Source organism: Yersinia canariae, assembly GCF_009831415.1.
Taxonomy (GTDB): domain Bacteria; phylum Pseudomonadota; class Gammaproteobacteria; order Enterobacterales; family Enterobacteriaceae; genus Yersinia; species Yersinia canariae.
The window spans coordinates 2,104,198-2,120,545 of record NZ_CP043727.1 but is presented as its reverse complement, the minus strand read 5'-3'; the positions used below and the strand labels follow the sequence as shown (position 1 = coordinate 2,120,545).

Sequence of the window (16,348 nt, the reverse complement as noted above, 5' to 3'; positions counted from 1 at the left end):
CTTCTCTGCTAAAGGATTTCTCTATGAAACGGTCATATTGCACATTGACATCTGATGAAGCTGCCGAGTGTATTGAGCATGGAAATATGGTGGTGTTCAGCGGTTTTACCCCAGCCGGAGCGCCAAAAGTGCTTCCCGCGGCCATTGCCCGGCGAGCAAATGCTTATCACCAACAGCAGAAAGACTTTCAAATCCGCTTGCTGACGGGCGCGTCAATCAGTGCTCAAGCAGATGACGAATTAGCCGCTGCCGATGCCGTTGCATGGCGAGCGCCGTATCAAACCGCCTCATTATTAAGAGAAAAAATCAACCAAGGGGCGGTCAGTTTTGTTGATTTGCATCTGAGTGAAGTCGCGCAAATGGTCAACTATGGTTTCTTTGGTGACATTGACGTGGCGGTGATTGAGGCCTCAGCAATAACAGCCGATGGCAAAGTTTATCTCACTAGCGGGATTGGTAACTCTCCTATTTTTTTGCATAAAGCCAAGAAAATTATCATCGAATTAAATCATTATCACAGCCCTCGCGTCGCCGAGCTGGCCGATATTGTGATACTGGGCGCGCCTCCACGGCGCAATACCCTGCCCATATTCCATACACTGGATAAAGTGGGCCAATCTTATGTACAAATCGACCCCGCGAAAGTGGTTGGTATCGTCGATACACAGTTGCCTGATGCCAGTAACAGCCTTGACCGCGAAAACCCATTGTGTGAGAAAATTGCGGACAACGTGGTCATTTTCTTACTGAACGAACTTAAATTAGGGCGCATCCCGCCCGAGTTTCTCCCCCTACAAAGTGGTGTCGGGAACATCAATAATGCCGTCATGAAGCGCTTGGGCGAAAACCCCGATATACCGCCGTTTATGATGTATTCCGAGGTGTTACAAGAATCCGTGGTGCAGTTGTTGGAAACAGAAAAAGTGCTGGGTGTCAGTGCCTCTAGCCTGACAATTTCACCTGCCACGCTGAAAAAAATCTATGACAACATGGATTTCTTCGCCAATCGAATTGTCCTGCGGCCCCAAGAGATTTCTAACCACCCGGAAATCATTCGCCGCTTAGGTATCATTGCACTTAATGTGGGGCTGGAATTTGATATTTATGGTCACGCCAACTCCACCCATGTCGCGGGGACAGAGTTGGTTAATGGTATTGGTGGCAGCGCTGACTTTGAGCGCAATGCCTATCTGTCGATTTTTATGGCCCCCTCCATCGTCAAGGGCGGGAAAGTCTCCACCATTGTGCCGATGTGTACCCATGTTGATCACAGTGAACACAGTGTAAAAGTTATCGTCACTGAACAAGGAGTGGCGGATTTACGCGGTCTATCACCAATGCAACGTGCCAGTACGATTATCAATAACTGTGCGCATCCTATGTATCGTGACTATCTGCATCACTATCTGGCGCAGGCCAAAGGGGGACATTTGCATCACGATTTAGCGCAAGCTTTCCGGCTACACCAAAATTTGTTTGAGTTTGGCTCCATGCTGGCCCCTTAATCACCGTCACGATCGGAATGTATATAGCCCATGACTTGTTCTATATGGTGATTATTTTTGAGTGAATAGAGATACTCGCGCATATACATGGGCTGATTTGGCGCATCAAAATATTTCAGCTTAGCCGGATTGACTAACCGATAAGCAAACTGCGGGACGACAGTGAGAAATTGCCCCTGCTCTACTGCGCTAATTTTCGCCATAAAGCTGTATGGGCGATATATGATAGTCGGGTTAATCCCAATAGAGCGGAAATGCGCATCTAATAAGGATTCAAAATTAGCCCGATTCTGAAATCGCATTTGTAACCACGGCAATGTATTCAATAATTCAAGCGATTGGCAATTTTCAAAACGGCGTGAGACCAAAAAGCCGAGGCGTAATAAAGGAAGTTCCGTGGTTTGCAAACTATCAATATGCGTAACGCGGGGCGAGGCTTGCTGTGGAGAGATAATAAAATCCACGCGCCTGTCGAGTAAATCGTCTATCACACTGTTTTCACTAAACTCAAAAGGCTGAGCCGTGACGCCATCATATTTATCACTGAGACTGAATAACTGATCAAAAATGATCGTGGGATAAGTATTGTCGATACCAATGACGATATTTTTCTGCCGATGGGACATAGACACAATCGTATTATCAATGGCCGATAATCGCTGATAAATAGGGAATAATTCCTGATATAGCTCCTGTCCGGCTTTATTTAGGCTGATGTTTTTCTCATTGCGAGTAAACAGTGAATACCCCACCAGCTCTTCCAAGGCCGCGATACTCTTACCGAAAGGTGAAGCTGTCATGTGTAATTTTTCAGCGGCCTTCGCCATGCTGTTTGTTTGAGCCAAAATAATAAAATTACGCATCTTCTTTGAAATGAAAACGTTCATGACTCTACTGATATAACAGGGGAAATAGGCCCACAGCATAAGGGAATCAGTGACGCAATATTGTGAGTGCAAGACGAGTATCGCCAGTCACGGGTCAGAAAATTCTTTCAAGACATTAATTTTCTTTAATTTCAAATGGATAAATATAGAAAGGCCCTAAATTAGGGGCCTTTTTATGATGCGGCAAAATGATTGTCAGATAATGGCGTTATCCTTGAGCCATCAATCCCAATAGTTTTATGACAAAATAGAACACCACACCTATCACTAGTGGCAGGATATATAAGGTAAAAAACTGCAAAAAGATGGTGTGATGCGGTAAGACTATTTTCTCTTCCAACTGTTCCCGGCTGCGCCCTTCACTGCCCTTGGCTTGCTCCAAAATCAGTTGATCTTCAATACCTTCGCGAATGTGACGTACTTGCCGTGACATTCGCGCACCGGACGCCTGCAATGACAAACCCACAAAAATCAGCATATAAATGATAAAGAACATAATATTCGATGCTGAAAAACCTTGTTCGAAATCAGGCACTGGCGAGTTGTACCAGAAGATATCCAGAAAAGTTGTGTTGAAGCGGATCATATCGGTCATGACGTGGATAAAATCCAGCATAACCGCATTAATTCCCGTGCTTTTTTGACTATATTGATAGGCAAAACTGATAATTGAAATCAATGTTGACAGCAGTGCTGGAATAAAAACGAGCCACCCGGCTATCCGTTTGATAACAGCGACACGCCCAGCCTGTTGATAGGTCATGACTTCTCCTTGTAAATACCACTACTTATGTGGCCTTAGTTTACCCGCTACATCCCGGTCTTGTGCAGAATTTTGCGCAAGTTCTTGCGATTCACACAAATTCAAGACTAGCTCATCCAGCGCAATATCATTAAGTTAATAAGTTATGCCGCAATAAAGACAGAGAATTGCGCTCCACCGGTTCAATCATTATGAACCAATGATAAAGTGTTAAACCCGTAGCTAGAGACCAAACAGGAGTAATAATAAATGGCAACCCCGCACATGATTAAGGCCGCAATTTTCGATATGGACGGCTTGCTGATTGACTCGGAGCCTTTATGGCTACAGGCTGAACTCGATATTTTCACCGAATTGGGACTGGATACCTCCTCAAGGGATTCCTTACCCGACACCCTCGGATTACGCATCGATTTAGTCGTGAAGCTTTGGTTCCAGTCCATGCCATGGCAAGGGCCGAGCCAGGCTGAAGTTTGCAAACGCATTATTGCCCGAGCAATAGATTTAGTGGAAGAAACTCGCCCAGTATTGCCGGGGGTAGAATACGCGCTGGAGCTTTGCCGTGAGCAAGGGCTAAAAATTGGCCTGGCATCAGCTTCTCCACTGCATATGCAAAAACGTGTCCTGGCCATGTTAAATATTGAAAAATATTTCGACCGCCTGGTTTCAGCAGAATACCTGCCCCACAGCAAACCGCACCCAGAAGTGTATTTGAATGCTGCCTCTGATCTGGGTGTTGACCCTCTGGAATGTGTCACGCTGGAAGATTCAGTCAACGGAATGATTGCCACTAAAGCGGCGCGTATGCGCTCAATTGTCATTCCGACAGCAGAATATCGTGCCGACAAGCGCTGGGTACTGTCAGATATTCAGTTAGAATCGCTGGAACAATTGCGCAAAGAAGATATTTCGTAGCGGACAGTGACGTCACGATAGATTGAGATAACGACGATTTTATCAAAAGTTAATGATTTTTGTGATAGTTAAGGCGGCTGAAGTGGGTATACAGCCGCCTGAATATGCTTTACAGGAAATCATCCCGCTTAGGATTAAAGGTATCAATCAAAATACTGTTATCTTCCAGTGATACCGCCCCGTGCATCTCGTTTTTAACCGCACGATACGCATCCCCTGCTTTCAAAATACGTTTCTGCCCTTCGATTTCCACTTCAAAGCTACCAGCCGCAACATAAGCAATCTGGTCATGAATATCATGTTTGTGCGCAACACCAATAGCACCTTTATCAAAGTGAACGCAGACCATCATCAGGTTATCACTCCAGGTCATGACTTTACGTTTAATGCCATTACCTAATTCTTCCCAAGGTGTTTCATCATTAATGAAAAACATCTTCATAGTTTCTCCTCATTATTATGCAAAATAGTTTCAGATGTAGCGTAGTCACAGTTTTACGCTGAATTTGGCTTATTCTACGGCCAAAATCTGCAGTTTGATCATAATTAATCCAAAAATCATGACGCCCTTCAAAAAATAATAAAACATCATTTCATTTTTATTGAATTAACTTCCCGCAAATACTATCATCACCACATCAAAAGAAACACCGGTCCGTACTCAAAGAGAGGCACCGATATGCAAGTTCGTCAAAGCATTCATAGTGACCATGCAAAACAACTCGATACTGCAGGTCTGCGTCGTGAATTTCTCATCGAAAATATTTTTGTCTCAGATGAATACACCATGACCTATAGCCACATTGACCGCATCATTGTGGGGGGTATTCAGCCTGTCGAGAAAACGGTCAGTATTGGCGATGAAGTGGGCAAGCAGCTAGGTGTTAGTGACTTTTTGGAACGTCGTGAACTCGGCGTCATCAATATTGGTGGGCCGGGCCTGATAAGCGTCGATGGGCAGGTTTATGAAATCGGTCACGAAGAAGCTTTGTATGTCGGGAAAGGGGCTAAAGATGTCACGTTCAGCAGCCTCGAAAGTCAAAAACCGGCCAAGTTCTATTACAACAGTGCGCCGGCACATACTTCTTACCCAAATAAGAAAATCACACTGGCAGACGTCACACCGCAAACATTGGGTGACGACGCGACCAGTAATCGTCGCACTATCAATAAATACATCGTGCCCGATGTGTTGCCGACCTGCCAGCTAACCATGGGTTTGACCAAGCTGGCCCCCGGCAACCTCTGGAACACCATGCCTTGTCATACCCATGACCGGCGCATGGAAGTGTATTTCTACTTTGATATGGACGAAGAAACAGCGGTATTCCACATGATGGGCCAAGCGCAGGAAACACGTCATTTACTCGTTCATAACGAGCAGGCGGTTATCTCACCGAGTTGGTCTATCCATTCCGGTGTAGGCACTAAGCGTTACACCTTCATCTGGGGCATGGTGGGTGAAAACCAAGTCTTCGGTGATATGGACCACATCGCCGTTAGCGAACTGCGCTAAATGTTTGTCAACAGCGTTAAGCGTCACCCATCAAAGCCGTCCTTTGGGCGGTTTACTCCCCAATAGTATAATCGCGGTACTCTTTGACCGCCTTGAGAGAGATGTTAGCTATGATCTTAGATTCCTTTGAGTTAAAGGGTAAAGTTGCTCTGGTTACCGGCTGTGATACAGGTTTGGGCCAAGGCATGGCGATTGGTTTAGCCGAAGCGGGTTGTGATATCGTTGGTGTGAATATTGTTGAGCCAAAAGATACCATTGAGAAAGTGACCGCATTAGGCCGCCGTTTCTTAAGTCTGACGGCTGACCTGAGCAAGATTGATGGCATCCCTGCCCTGTTGGAACGTGCTATCGCTGAATTTGGCCAAATCGATATTCTGGTCAATAACGCCGGGATCATCCGCCGTGAAGATGCGATCAACTTCAGCGAAAAGGACTGGGACGATGTCATGAACGTTAACATCAAGACTGTGTTCTTTATGTCTCAAGCTGTCGCTAAGCAATTTATCAAACAAGGCAATGGCGGCAAAATCATCAACGTTGCGTCCATGTTGTCTTACCAGGGCGGTATCCGCGTTCCTTCTTATACTGCATCGAAAAGTGCAGTGATGGGTGTGACCCGTCTGCTAGCAAACGAGTGGGCTAAACATGGCATCAATGTCAACGCCGTAGCACCTGGCTATATGGCCACCAACAACACCCAGCAGTTGCGTAAAGATGAAGAACGCAGCAAAGAGATCCTTGACCGTATCCCGGCGGGTCGTTGGGGCTTGCCGGATGACCTGAAAGGTCCAGTGGTCTTCCTGGCATCCAAAGCTTCTGACTACATCAGCGGCTACACTATCGCAGTCGATGGCGGTTGGTTAGCACGCTAAACCAATAAACACGGCCAATTTGAGTTAAGTGCTATTTCCTGCGGTTATTCGCAATAATCCAGCTCAAAACACTATCAAGGCGCAACTTCAGTTGTGCCTTTTTTATTACTTATTTATCAAATAGTTAACAAATACATTCTGCCAAAAAAACCCGTCAAAAATGCAAAAATAAAAAATTCAAAACAACGTTCCGACTCCGATCACACTTTTGTCATTCGCCCAATGACTCGCCAGTAAATACAAATATAATAGATTGAAACGATGTTTCTATTTATAAGGAACCTTAAACCGGTTCCGACCTGGCGTTTCTATGATGGGGTTACGGTGATGGATTTTGTAGGCAACATTAAAGGCAGCGACGCAGTGATGATTAACTGGCTCAGTGCTATACGAAGCTATGTTGATTTAGTCCAGTCCGTTAGCCACAGTAATCAAAACCCCACTCCACTGATGGCCGATGGTTTTGATGTGCTGACACACCAACCGGTGGCCTGGAAATTCCCTGATGGTCGTAATATTCCGATATCTAACTTTGCCAGTCAACAAAACTGGTTACGGACACTGGACGCACTCAGTCTGGTGACCCAAGACCCGCAATATCATCAACAAGCGCGGGTACAAAGTCGTTATTTCATGCAACACGGAACTCATGAACAAAGTGGATTGTTTTATTGGGGTGGCCACCGCTTCCTGAATCTGGACACGTTAAAAACCGAAGGGCCAGAATCAAAAGCGCAAGTGCATGAACTTAAACATCATCTGCCCTATTACGATCTGCTGGTAAATGTTGACCGGGAAAAAACACTTAATTTCTTACAAGGCTTTTGGCATGCCCATGTCGAAGATTGGCACACGTTAGATCTGGGTCGCCATGGGAGTTATGACAAACAACGTGACCCGCATGTTTTCACTCATGCGCGCAATGATGTTGTTAACCCTGAAGCATTACCACAATTGCCCGAGACCAAAGGCCTGACTTTCGTCAATGCGGGCACCGATCTGATTTACGCAGCGTATAAATATGCTGAGTACACCGGTGATATCGCGGCAGCTGCTTGGGGCAAACATTTATACCGTCAATACGTCTTAGCCCGTAATTGCGAAACAGGGTTGCCGGTTTATCAATTCAGTTCGCCACAACAACGCCGCCCTATACCGGCAGATGATAATCAAACCCAATCTTGGTATGGCGATCGCGCTAAGCGTCAGTTTGGCCCTGAGTTTGGTGAAATTGCCCGTGAAGCCAATGTTTTATTCCGCGACATGCGGCCATTATTAATTGATAACCCATTGGCAATGCTGGATATCTTGCGCCAACAACCTGATGCAGAAGTTCTGCATTGGGTCATTGATGGGTTAAAAAATTACTATCGTTTCGCCTATGACGTCGAGAGTAATACATTACGCCCGTTATGGAACGATGGGCAGGATATGAGCGGTTATGTCTTACAGCGTGATGGTTATTATGGCGCTAAAGGTAAGGTCATATCCCCCTTCCCATTAGAAGTTGATTACCTGCTGCCATTGGTTCGTGCATGGCGAGCCAGCAACGATGACGAATTACTCGACTTGATTGGTGTATTGCTGCACCGCTGGCAGTTAGCTGAATTAAACAAACAAGAACGCCGTGCATCACTGATAGACGGAAAAAAACCGACTGCTACCCCTTATCTGCTACTGGCATTAGTTGAGCTGGCCGAGCATTGCCAATGCCAGCAATTATTTGCATTGGCCTGGCAGATTGGGGATGACTTATTTCAACAACATTACCATCGCGGCCTGTTTGTCGAATCAGCGGAACACCGTTATTTCCGTATCGACAATCCGATTGCATTAGCTTTATTAACCTTGATTGCCGCGAAACAGAATAAGTTGGCAACAATACCTCAATTTATTACCAATGGTGGTTACGTCCATGGAGATTATCGGGTGAACGGAGAAATCCGCACTTTGTATGATGTCGATTTTATTTATCCGACGCTTTTGAATCAGTAGTTTTATTTATCTTTCATGTTATTAAAAATAGGTAAGCATTATGAATGAAAACAGAATGCTGGGGTTAGCCTATATATCACCTTATATAATAGGGTTGATAATATTCACGGCTTTCCCCTTTGTATCATCTTTCTTTCTCAGTTTTACTGAGTATGACTTAATGAACCCTCCCGTTTACAACGGGATCGAGAATTACCGTCATATGTTCCTTGAAGATGATTTATTCTGGAAATCCATGGGCGTTACTTTCGCTTATGTATTTCTTACTATTCCATTAAAACTGGCATTTGCTCTGGGGATTGCTTTTGTACTGAACTTTAAATTACGGGGTATCGGTTTCTTCCGTACCGCATTCTATATTCCGTCAATTCTTGGCAGTAGCGTAGCCATTGCGGTGTTATGGCGCGCTCTATTTGCTATCGATGGTTTATTAAATGGTTTTATTGGGGTATTTGGGCTTGACCCCGTCAACTGGCTGGGAGAGCCAGCTCTGGCACTGACATCGGTGACATTACTGCGTGTTTGGCAGTTTGGTTCTGCCATGGTTATCTTCTTGGCCGCTTTGCAGAATGTGCCGCAGTCCCAATATGAAGCCGCCATGATTGATGGTGCCTCTAAATGGCAAATGTTTATGAAAGTGACCGTGCCATTAATTACGCCGGTTATTTTCTTCAACTTTATTATGCAAACCACTCAGGCATTCCAAGAGTTTACGGCGCCTTATGTCATAACCGGTGGTGGGCCAACTCATTATACCTATTTATTCTCGCTCTATATCTACGATACAGCGTTTAAATACTTTGATATGGGATACGGCGCTGCACTGGCTTGGGTATTATTCCTGGTAGTCGCTCTCTTTGCCTCAATTGCATTTAAATCTTCTAAATATTGGGTCTTCTACTCCGCCGATAAAGGAGGAAAAAATGACTGACGTACAACAAAATTCCAACCAGAAGAAATTAGATCTGGCGCAGGATATTGCTGATGCGGAAATTAGCCGCACCTTACGTAAAGCTAAAATCAGTGCCGCTTTCCGCTATATCGTTCTGCTTATTGTCGGACTGATGATGCTTTATCCGTTGCTGTGGATGTTCTCCGCCGCCTTTAAACCTAATAATGAAATCTTCACCACATTAGGTTTATGGCCAGAACACCCAACAAGTGATGGTTTCGTTAATGGTTGGAAAACCGGTACTGAATATAACTTCGGTCATTACATGCTTAACACCTTTAAGTTTGTTATCCCGAAAGTCATTCTGACCATTATTTCTTCCACCATTGTGGCGTATGGTTTTGCGCGCTTTGAAATCCCATGGAAGAAATTCTGGTTCGCAACATTAATCACCACCATGTTGCTGCCAAGTACCGTGTTATTGATTCCGCAATACATTATGTTCCGTGAAATGGGCATGCTCAATAGCTACATGCCGCTGTATCTGCCATTGGCGTTCGCGACACAAGGGTTCTTCGTCTTCATGCTTATCCAGTTCCTGCGCGGTGTTCCTCGCGATATGGAAGAAGCGGCGCAAATTGACGGATGTAACTCCTTCCAAGTGTTGTGGTACGTGGTAGTGCCAATCTTGAAGCCGGCCATTATCTCCGTGGCATTGTTCCAGTTCATGTGGTCAATGAACGACTTTATCGGCCCGCTGATTTACGTCTACAGCGTAGATAAGTACCCGATAGCGCTGGCTCTTAAGATGTCAATTGACGTGACCGAAGGCGCACCTTGGAACGAAATTCTGGCAATGGCGAGCATCTCCATTCTGCCGTCCATCATTGTTTTCTTCCTGGCTCAACGCTACTTCGTGCAAGGCGTAACCAGCAGCGGAATTAAAGGTTAATAGAGGATTTATCATGGCTGAAGTCATTTTCAATAAATTAGGCAAAGTTTACTCCAACGGTTTCCGCGCAGTTCATGGCATTGATCTGAAGATCCATGATGGCGAATTTATGGTGATTGTTGGGCCATCTGGCTGTGCTAAATCCACGACCCTGCGTATGTTGGCCGGGCTGGAAACTATCAGTGATGGTGAAGTGCGAATTGGTGATCGGGTAGTCAATAATCTGGCACCAAAATCACGTGGTATTGCCATGGTGTTCCAGAACTATGCGCTGTATCCGCACATGACCGTGAAAGAAAACCTGGCTTTTGGCCTCAAGCTGAGCAAGCTGCCAAAAGACCAAATTGAAATGCAAGTTGCTGAAGCAGCGAAAATTTTAGAACTTGAAGACCTGCTTGACCGTTTGCCGCGCCAGTTGTCTGGTGGTCAGGCACAGCGTGTAGCGGTTGGTCGCGCCATTGTTAAAAAGCCCGATGTATTCTTGTTCGATGAGCCATTATCGAACCTGGACGCCAAACTGCGCGCCTCCATGCGTATTCGTATCTCAGATTTACATAAGCAGTTGAAAAAAAGCGGTAAAGCAGCAACCACAGTTTACGTAACCCACGACCAGACTGAAGCAATGACCATGGGCGACCGAATCTGTGTGATGAAACTGGGCCATATTATGCAAGTCGATACCCCAGATAATCTCTATCACTACCCTACCAATATGTTTGTCGCCGGTTTTATCGGCGCGCCGGAAATGAATATCAAACCGAGCACGCTGGTAGAAAAAGACGGGAAAATTGGCCTGACAGTCGGTCAATACACCCTGGTATTGAATGAAAGACAGCAAGCCAAAGTCGCTGCCCACGCCGGGGAAAAAGTGTTCTTTGGTGTACGCCCTGAATTCGTCAGCATGTCTATGAATCCATTTACTGATAATCACTCACAAGGTGAATTAGTGCGCGTGGAGAACATGGGTCACGAATTCTTTATGTATATCAAAGTTGATGACTTTGAGCTGACCTGTCGTCTGCCGTCTGATGAAGCACGACCTATTATTGAAAATGGTCTGCATCGCACCGTGTACTTCCAGTTTGATATGGATAAATGCCATATCTTTGATGCAAAAACAGAAAAAAATATCTCTCTTTAACAGGAGCAGTACCCAATGAAAAAAGCGATCCTACACACGCTGATAGCATCCACTCTGGCACTATTATCACATCAAGCCTTTGCTGCGCAGGACGAGATTAATTTGCGTATGTCATGGTGGGGCGGTAACGGTCGTCACCAAGTAACATTGAAAGCATTAGAAGAATTCCATAAACAGCATCCGAATATTAATGTTAAAGCAGAATACACCGGTTGGGATGGTCACTTATCTCGTCTGACAACACAGATTGCCGGTGGTACTGAACCTGATGTTATGCAAACTAACTGGAACTGGCTGCCTATTTTCTCTAAAGACGGCACCGGCTTCTATAATTTGTTTAGCGTAAAAGAACAATTGGATTTAGCGCAATTTGATCCAAAAGAACTGCAACAAACTACCGTTAATGGCAAGTTGAATGGTATTCCAATTTCAGTCACTGCGCGTATCTTCTATTTTAATGATGCAACCTGGGCTAAAGCTGGCGTAGAATATCCTAAAACTTGGGATGAATTACTTGCTGCGGGTAAAGTATTTAAAGAAAAACTGGGTGACCAATATTATCCAGTGGTATTAGAGCATCAGGATACTTTAGCGTTAATCCGCTCTTACATGACACAAAAATATAACATTCCTACTATTGATGAAGCCAATAAGAAATTCGCTTATTCGCCTGAACAGTGGGTTGAGTTCTTTACCATGTATAAAACCATGGTAGATAGTCATGTTATGCCATCCACCAAATACTATGCTTCATTCGGCAAGAGTAATATGTATGAAATGAAGCCGTGGATTAATGGTGAATGGGGGGGTACTTATATGTGGAACTCCACTATAACTAAGTATTCCGATAACTTGACCAAACCAGCTAAACTGGTGCTTGGCCCATATCCAATGTTGCCAGGGGCAAAAGATGCCGGTTTATTCTTTAAACCAGCACAGATGCTTTCCATTGGTAAATCAACTAAATATCCACAAGAAAGTGCAATGTTAATCAACTTCTTACTTAATAGTAAAGAAGGGGTTGAAGCATTAGGTCTGGAACGTGGCGTGCCATTAAGTGCTACGGCGGTGACTCAATTACGTGCCAGTGGCGTCATTAAAGATGAAGATCCTTCTGTTGCCGGTTTAAATATGGCGCTGGAATTGCCACATAAAATGACAACTTCACCATACTTTGATGACCCGCAAATTGTTTCATTGTTCGGTGATGCAATTCAATATATCGATTATGGTCAGAAGACCGTACAAGAGACTGCAGAATACTTTAACAAACAAGGTGACCGTATTCTTAAACGCGCTATGCGTTAATAAAGTCATTTAATTTAACTTAAGTATCCACCCTAGCCCTGTCATTAATTTGGCGGGGCTATTTTTTTGTGAAAATTAATTACCAATTAAGATCGACATCACAATTTAATATCTGTTTAAAAAAAGAATCATTAAGACAGATCTGGATCACATAAATATTTACCAATATAAATAGAATGTGCATTCACAATAAATGAAACATCGTTTCCTTGTTGTTGGAATTGTTTTTCAGTCGTATGTTGATTCTTTATAGATTTGTTAATGACTTTTGATTTAGATAACCATAACCCTGGGATTATATAAAAATGAAATTTAAATTACTGACTCTTGCAGTGGCATCTGTAATCAGCTTTAGTTCTGTTGCAACAACAATTGACTACCGGCACGAAATGAAAGATACCAGTAAATCTGATCACAAAGATCGTTTACTGATTTCCAACCGTTTTGCAAATGGCTTTGGTTTGTCTTTAGAAGGTAAATGGGGCCAGCACAGCTCTGATACCACGCCAAATAAACCTTTCAATGAGCAAGTGAGTAATGGTACCGAAGTGGTTGCCAGCTATGTTTATCAATTCAATAAAACCTTCTCACTGGAGCCTGGTTTCTCATTAGAGTCTTCTTCTGATTCTAATAACTACCGCCCTTACCTGCGCGGAAAAGTGGCCTTAACTGATGATTTCTCAACCTCGCTGCGTTACCGCCCATACTACAAACGTAACCAGCCTGCTCAGACTAAAGCAACAGAGAAAGGCCATGAGTTCACTATGTTGTTTGCCTATAACTTCTTGAAAAACTATTCCGCTGAATATGAGTTGAACTACAAGAAATCTGAAGACGAAATTCTGGCTAATAAAGAGAAAGAAGAATGGAGTCATGATCTGAAAGTGGCTTACAAATGGGATAAAAACTGGAAGCCTTATGTTGCTATCGGTAATGTTGCGGGTAGCAAAACCACTGACGAACGTCAAACTCGCTACCGTGTAGGCGTGCAGTACAGCTTCTAATTTTGGCCTTATAAATAGACGTGCCGTTATTAGTGAAAGTTTAGTTATTAGTAAAAGTTTAGTTGTTAGTACCCTCATCATTATTTGTAATTATGCCCATACCCGTATTACTTTGGGGAAAAGCTGACTCCCGGTCACTTTTCCCCTTTTTTCGGCCTATACCATTGTTAGCATCGCGGGTCGCCCAACTTAACCTCACTATTTCAGCCCAACCCCCGACGCTTTCATTACAAACCCTCAAGTTCAATGACACTGCCTTAAACCACGTAAAAAGAGACATTTAGTTACAGCGTAACGGCTATTCATGTCAGGAAAAATCTCATATACTGGATAAATCAACAGCTACAGATTCGGAATTCAAGTATGACAGGGGAAGGACACCTTATTTTTTCTGTCGCCTGCGTTATTTTTGCCAAGAAAGTCGGCCTCACACCTGAACTGGCACATGGCGACTGGTGGCATATAATACCTGGCGCCCTGTTAACCTCCTTGCTGCCAGATATTGATCACCCAAAATCAATCCTTGGTCAGCGACTAAAGTGGATATCAGCCCCTATTGCTCGCGCATTTGGTCATCGCGGGTTTACTCATAGCCTGTTGGCCGTGATAGGTGGCATTGCCCTATTTCAAATGGATATTTCCCGCGATTGGATTATTCCTGCTGATGCATTCCACGCGATGATTATTGGCTATTTCAGCCATCTATTGGCCGATATGATTACGCCGGCCGGTGTCCCACTTCTATGGCCGTGCCGTTGGCGTTTTTGTATTCCAATACTACGCCCACAGAAAGGTAATCAGTTAGAACGCGTATTATGTGTTCTATTAGTTTGTTTTTCCGTCTATTGGCAAACTGACACCACCATTCCGCTGCTATCCTATATGGAGCAATTGAAGAATTTTAGATTGTGATCACACTTTGATGGGCAAACAATCACCTAATTGAATATATTCCATACAAATAATGGCAAAAATTTATATAACATTCTTTTTGGATATAAGTGAGCCTACTGAGGAACTGCTAACATACGCGGCTAATTGCACAGTTGACTGTGCCTGGCTCTATTCTAGATAAAAATAGAAATAGAATAGAAAGCCAGTATTTAAAATAATAATTTGGAGATTTGGGGATGAACCTACCGCTTGTGATTAACGTGCTGTTATTTGTAGCACTGCTATTACTATTGGCACAAACCCGGCATAAACAATGGAGTCTGTCCAAGAAAGTTTTGGCCGGTCTGGGATTGGGTGTGCTATTTGGTCTGGGGCTGCAATGGGTCTATGGCGCAGAAAACCCAGTGCTAAAAGAGTCTATCACTTGGTTTAATATTGTCGGTAATGGCTATGTGCAATTATTACAGATGATTGTTATGCCATTGGTATTCGCCTCTATCTTGAGTGCGGTGGCCAAACTGCATAATGCATCTTCACTGGGTAAAATCAGTGTACTGACCATTGGCACATTGCTGTTCACGACATTAATCGCAGCATTGGTCGGTGTCCTGGTCACTACTGTGTTCGGTTTAACTGCCGATGGCCTGGTGCAAGGCACACAAGAATCCGCGCGTTTAAGTGCTATTGAAAGCAATTATCTCGGCAAAGTGACTGACTTGACAGTCCCTCAGTTGGTTCTGTCCTTTATCCCGAAAAATCCGTTTGCTGACTTGACGGGTGCCAGCCCAACCTCAATCATCAGCGTGGTTATCTTTGCAACATTCCTTGGTATAGCATCTTTGCAATTACTGAAAGATGATGTGGAAAAAGGCCAGCGGGTACTGGTGGCTATCGACACTCTGCAAGCCTGGGTAATGAAACTTGTGCGTCTGGTGATGAAACTGACACCATACGGCGTACTGGCATTGATGACCAAAGTGGTTGCGGGTTCTAATATTCAAGACATCATCAAGCTGGGCAGTTTTGTTGTCGCGTCTTATTTGGGTCTGGCCATTATGTTTGTGGTACACGGCGTGCTGTTGTCCTTCACCGGCATTAACCCACTGAAATTCTTCCGCAAAGTTTGGCCCGTACTGACGTTTGCATTTACCAGCCGCTCCAGTGCTGCCAGTATTCCACTGAATGTAGAAGCCCAAACTCGCCGCTTAGGTGTACCTGAATCTATCGCCAGCTTCTCAGCGTCTTTCGGGGCAACTATCGGCCAAAATGGTTGTGCAGGTCTTTATCCGGCCATGTTAGCCGTGATGGTCGCCCCAACCGTCGGCATTAACCCGCTAGATCCAATATGGATTGCCACACTGGTCGGCATTGTCACCATCAGTTCCGCCGGTGTAGCCGGTGTGGGTGGCGGTGCGACCTTTGCAGCGCTTATTGTATTACCCGCGATGGGCTTACCGGTCACATTGGTTGCTTTGCTCATCTCAGTTGAACCCTTGATTGACATGGGCCGTACCGCATTGAATGTGAGTGGTTCAATGACTGCGGGCACCATTACCAGTCAATTGATGAAACAAACAGATAAAGAGATTCTCAACAGTGATGATGATGGCGATTTAGCCCATCAATAACTATCACTTGTGAATCATTAAAAGCCAGTCAGCAGTGACTGGCTTTTTTGTTTTTTAACCATTCGCAGCAACCCGC

The 16,348-nt window shown here is 44.4% G+C and carries 15 protein-coding genes; 12 read left to right on the top strand and 3 right to left on the bottom strand.

Annotated features, from left to right (window positions below; translation table 11 throughout):
- Nucleotides 1-23: 23 nt before the first annotated feature.
- The gene (gene scpC / locus F0T03_RS09790) at nucleotides 24-1,505 is read left to right on the top strand and encodes a succinyl-CoA:acetate CoA-transferase ScpC (protein WP_159678100.1); all 1,482 of its coding nucleotides are present in this window, start codon (nucleotides 24-26) and stop codon (nucleotides 1,503-1,505) included.
- Here scpC and srsR read toward each other — a convergent pair.
- Both srsR and F0T03_RS09780 read right to left on the bottom strand, forming a co-directional pair.
- Entirely contained in the window at nucleotides 1,502-2,392 is an 891-nt protein-coding gene (gene srsR, locus F0T03_RS09785; protein ID WP_145555547.1) for a LysR family transcriptional regulator SrsR, read from the bottom strand. The genes scpC and srsR overlap by 4 nt on opposite strands.
- Nucleotides 2,393-2,600: 208 nt before the next feature.
- On the bottom strand, nucleotides 2,601-3,155 hold the full coding sequence (locus F0T03_RS09780; protein WP_159678098.1) for a YniB family protein: 555 nt from the start codon (nucleotides 3,153-3,155) through the stop codon (nucleotides 2,601-2,603).
- Between the two features lie 249 nt (nucleotides 3,156-3,404).
- On the opposite strand from F0T03_RS09780, the gene hxpB reads away from it, so the two are divergent.
- Complete coding sequence (gene hxpB / locus F0T03_RS09775; RefSeq protein WP_145555544.1) at nucleotides 3,405-4,070, top strand: hexitol phosphatase HxpB; 666 nt, start codon at nucleotides 3,405-3,407, stop codon at nucleotides 4,068-4,070.
- A 109-nt stretch (nucleotides 4,071-4,179) separates the two neighbouring features.
- Here hxpB and F0T03_RS09770 read toward each other — a convergent pair whose 3' ends face one another.
- A complete protein-coding gene (locus F0T03_RS09770) occupies nucleotides 4,180-4,512 on the bottom strand; it encodes a cupin domain-containing protein (RefSeq protein WP_145555543.1) in 333 nt (110 codons plus the stop codon).
- 237 nt (nucleotides 4,513-4,749) lie between these two features.
- Here F0T03_RS09770 and kduI point away from each other — a divergent pair, with 237 nt between their 5' ends.
- From kduI to F0T03_RS09720, 10 genes are all read left to right on the top strand, one after another.
- Entirely contained in the window at nucleotides 4,750-5,586 is an 837-nt protein-coding gene (gene kduI, locus F0T03_RS09765; RefSeq protein ID WP_145555542.1) for a 5-dehydro-4-deoxy-D-glucuronate isomerase, read from the top strand.
- 110 nt (nucleotides 5,587-5,696) lie between these two features.
- Nucleotides 5,697-6,458 (top strand): 2-dehydro-3-deoxy-D-gluconate 5-dehydrogenase KduD, encoded by a 762-nt coding sequence (kduD, locus tag F0T03_RS09760; RefSeq protein ID WP_145555540.1) that lies wholly within the window; start codon nucleotides 5,697-5,699, stop codon nucleotides 6,456-6,458.
- Between the two features lie 327 nt (nucleotides 6,459-6,785).
- Nucleotides 6,786-8,453 (top strand): pectate lyase, encoded by a 1,668-nt coding sequence (locus F0T03_RS09755; protein WP_145562165.1) that lies wholly within the window; start codon nucleotides 6,786-6,788, stop codon nucleotides 8,451-8,453.
- A gap of 40 nt (nucleotides 8,454-8,493) precedes the next feature.
- A complete protein-coding gene (locus F0T03_RS09750) occupies nucleotides 8,494-9,384 on the top strand; it encodes a carbohydrate ABC transporter permease (protein ID WP_050116414.1) in 891 nt (296 codons plus the stop codon).
- Nucleotides 9,377-10,297 carry a carbohydrate ABC transporter permease gene (locus tag F0T03_RS09745; RefSeq protein ID WP_145555538.1) on the top strand — a complete coding sequence of 307 codons (921 nt, stop codon included), beginning with the start codon at nucleotides 9,377-9,379 and terminating at the stop codon, nucleotides 10,295-10,297. The genes F0T03_RS09750 and F0T03_RS09745 overlap by 8 nt, the downstream gene beginning before the upstream one ends.
- Nucleotides 10,298-10,310: 13 nt before the next feature.
- Nucleotides 10,311-11,438, top strand: coding sequence for an ABC transporter ATP-binding protein (locus F0T03_RS09740; protein ID WP_145555536.1), 1,128 nt, complete (start codon nucleotides 10,311-10,313; stop codon nucleotides 11,436-11,438).
- Between the two features lie 15 nt (nucleotides 11,439-11,453).
- Entirely contained in the window at nucleotides 11,454-12,746 is a 1,293-nt protein-coding gene (locus F0T03_RS09735; protein WP_145555535.1) for an ABC transporter substrate-binding protein, read from the top strand.
- 305 nt (nucleotides 12,747-13,051) lie between these two features.
- Nucleotides 13,052-13,750: an oligogalacturonate-specific porin KdgM family protein gene (locus F0T03_RS09730; RefSeq protein WP_145555534.1), complete on the top strand. Its 699-nt coding sequence runs from the start codon at nucleotides 13,052-13,054 to the stop codon at nucleotides 13,748-13,750.
- Nucleotides 13,751-14,113: 363 nt separating this feature from the next.
- On the top strand, nucleotides 14,114-14,662 hold the full coding sequence (locus F0T03_RS09725; protein WP_145555531.1) for a metal-dependent hydrolase: 549 nt from the start codon (nucleotides 14,114-14,116) through the stop codon (nucleotides 14,660-14,662).
- A 218-nt stretch (nucleotides 14,663-14,880) separates the two neighbouring features.
- On the top strand, nucleotides 14,881-16,272 hold the full coding sequence (locus tag F0T03_RS09720; protein ID WP_162526928.1) for an L-cystine transporter: 1,392 nt from the start codon (nucleotides 14,881-14,883) through the stop codon (nucleotides 16,270-16,272).
- The last annotated feature ends 76 nt before the right edge of the window (nucleotides 16,273-16,348 follow it).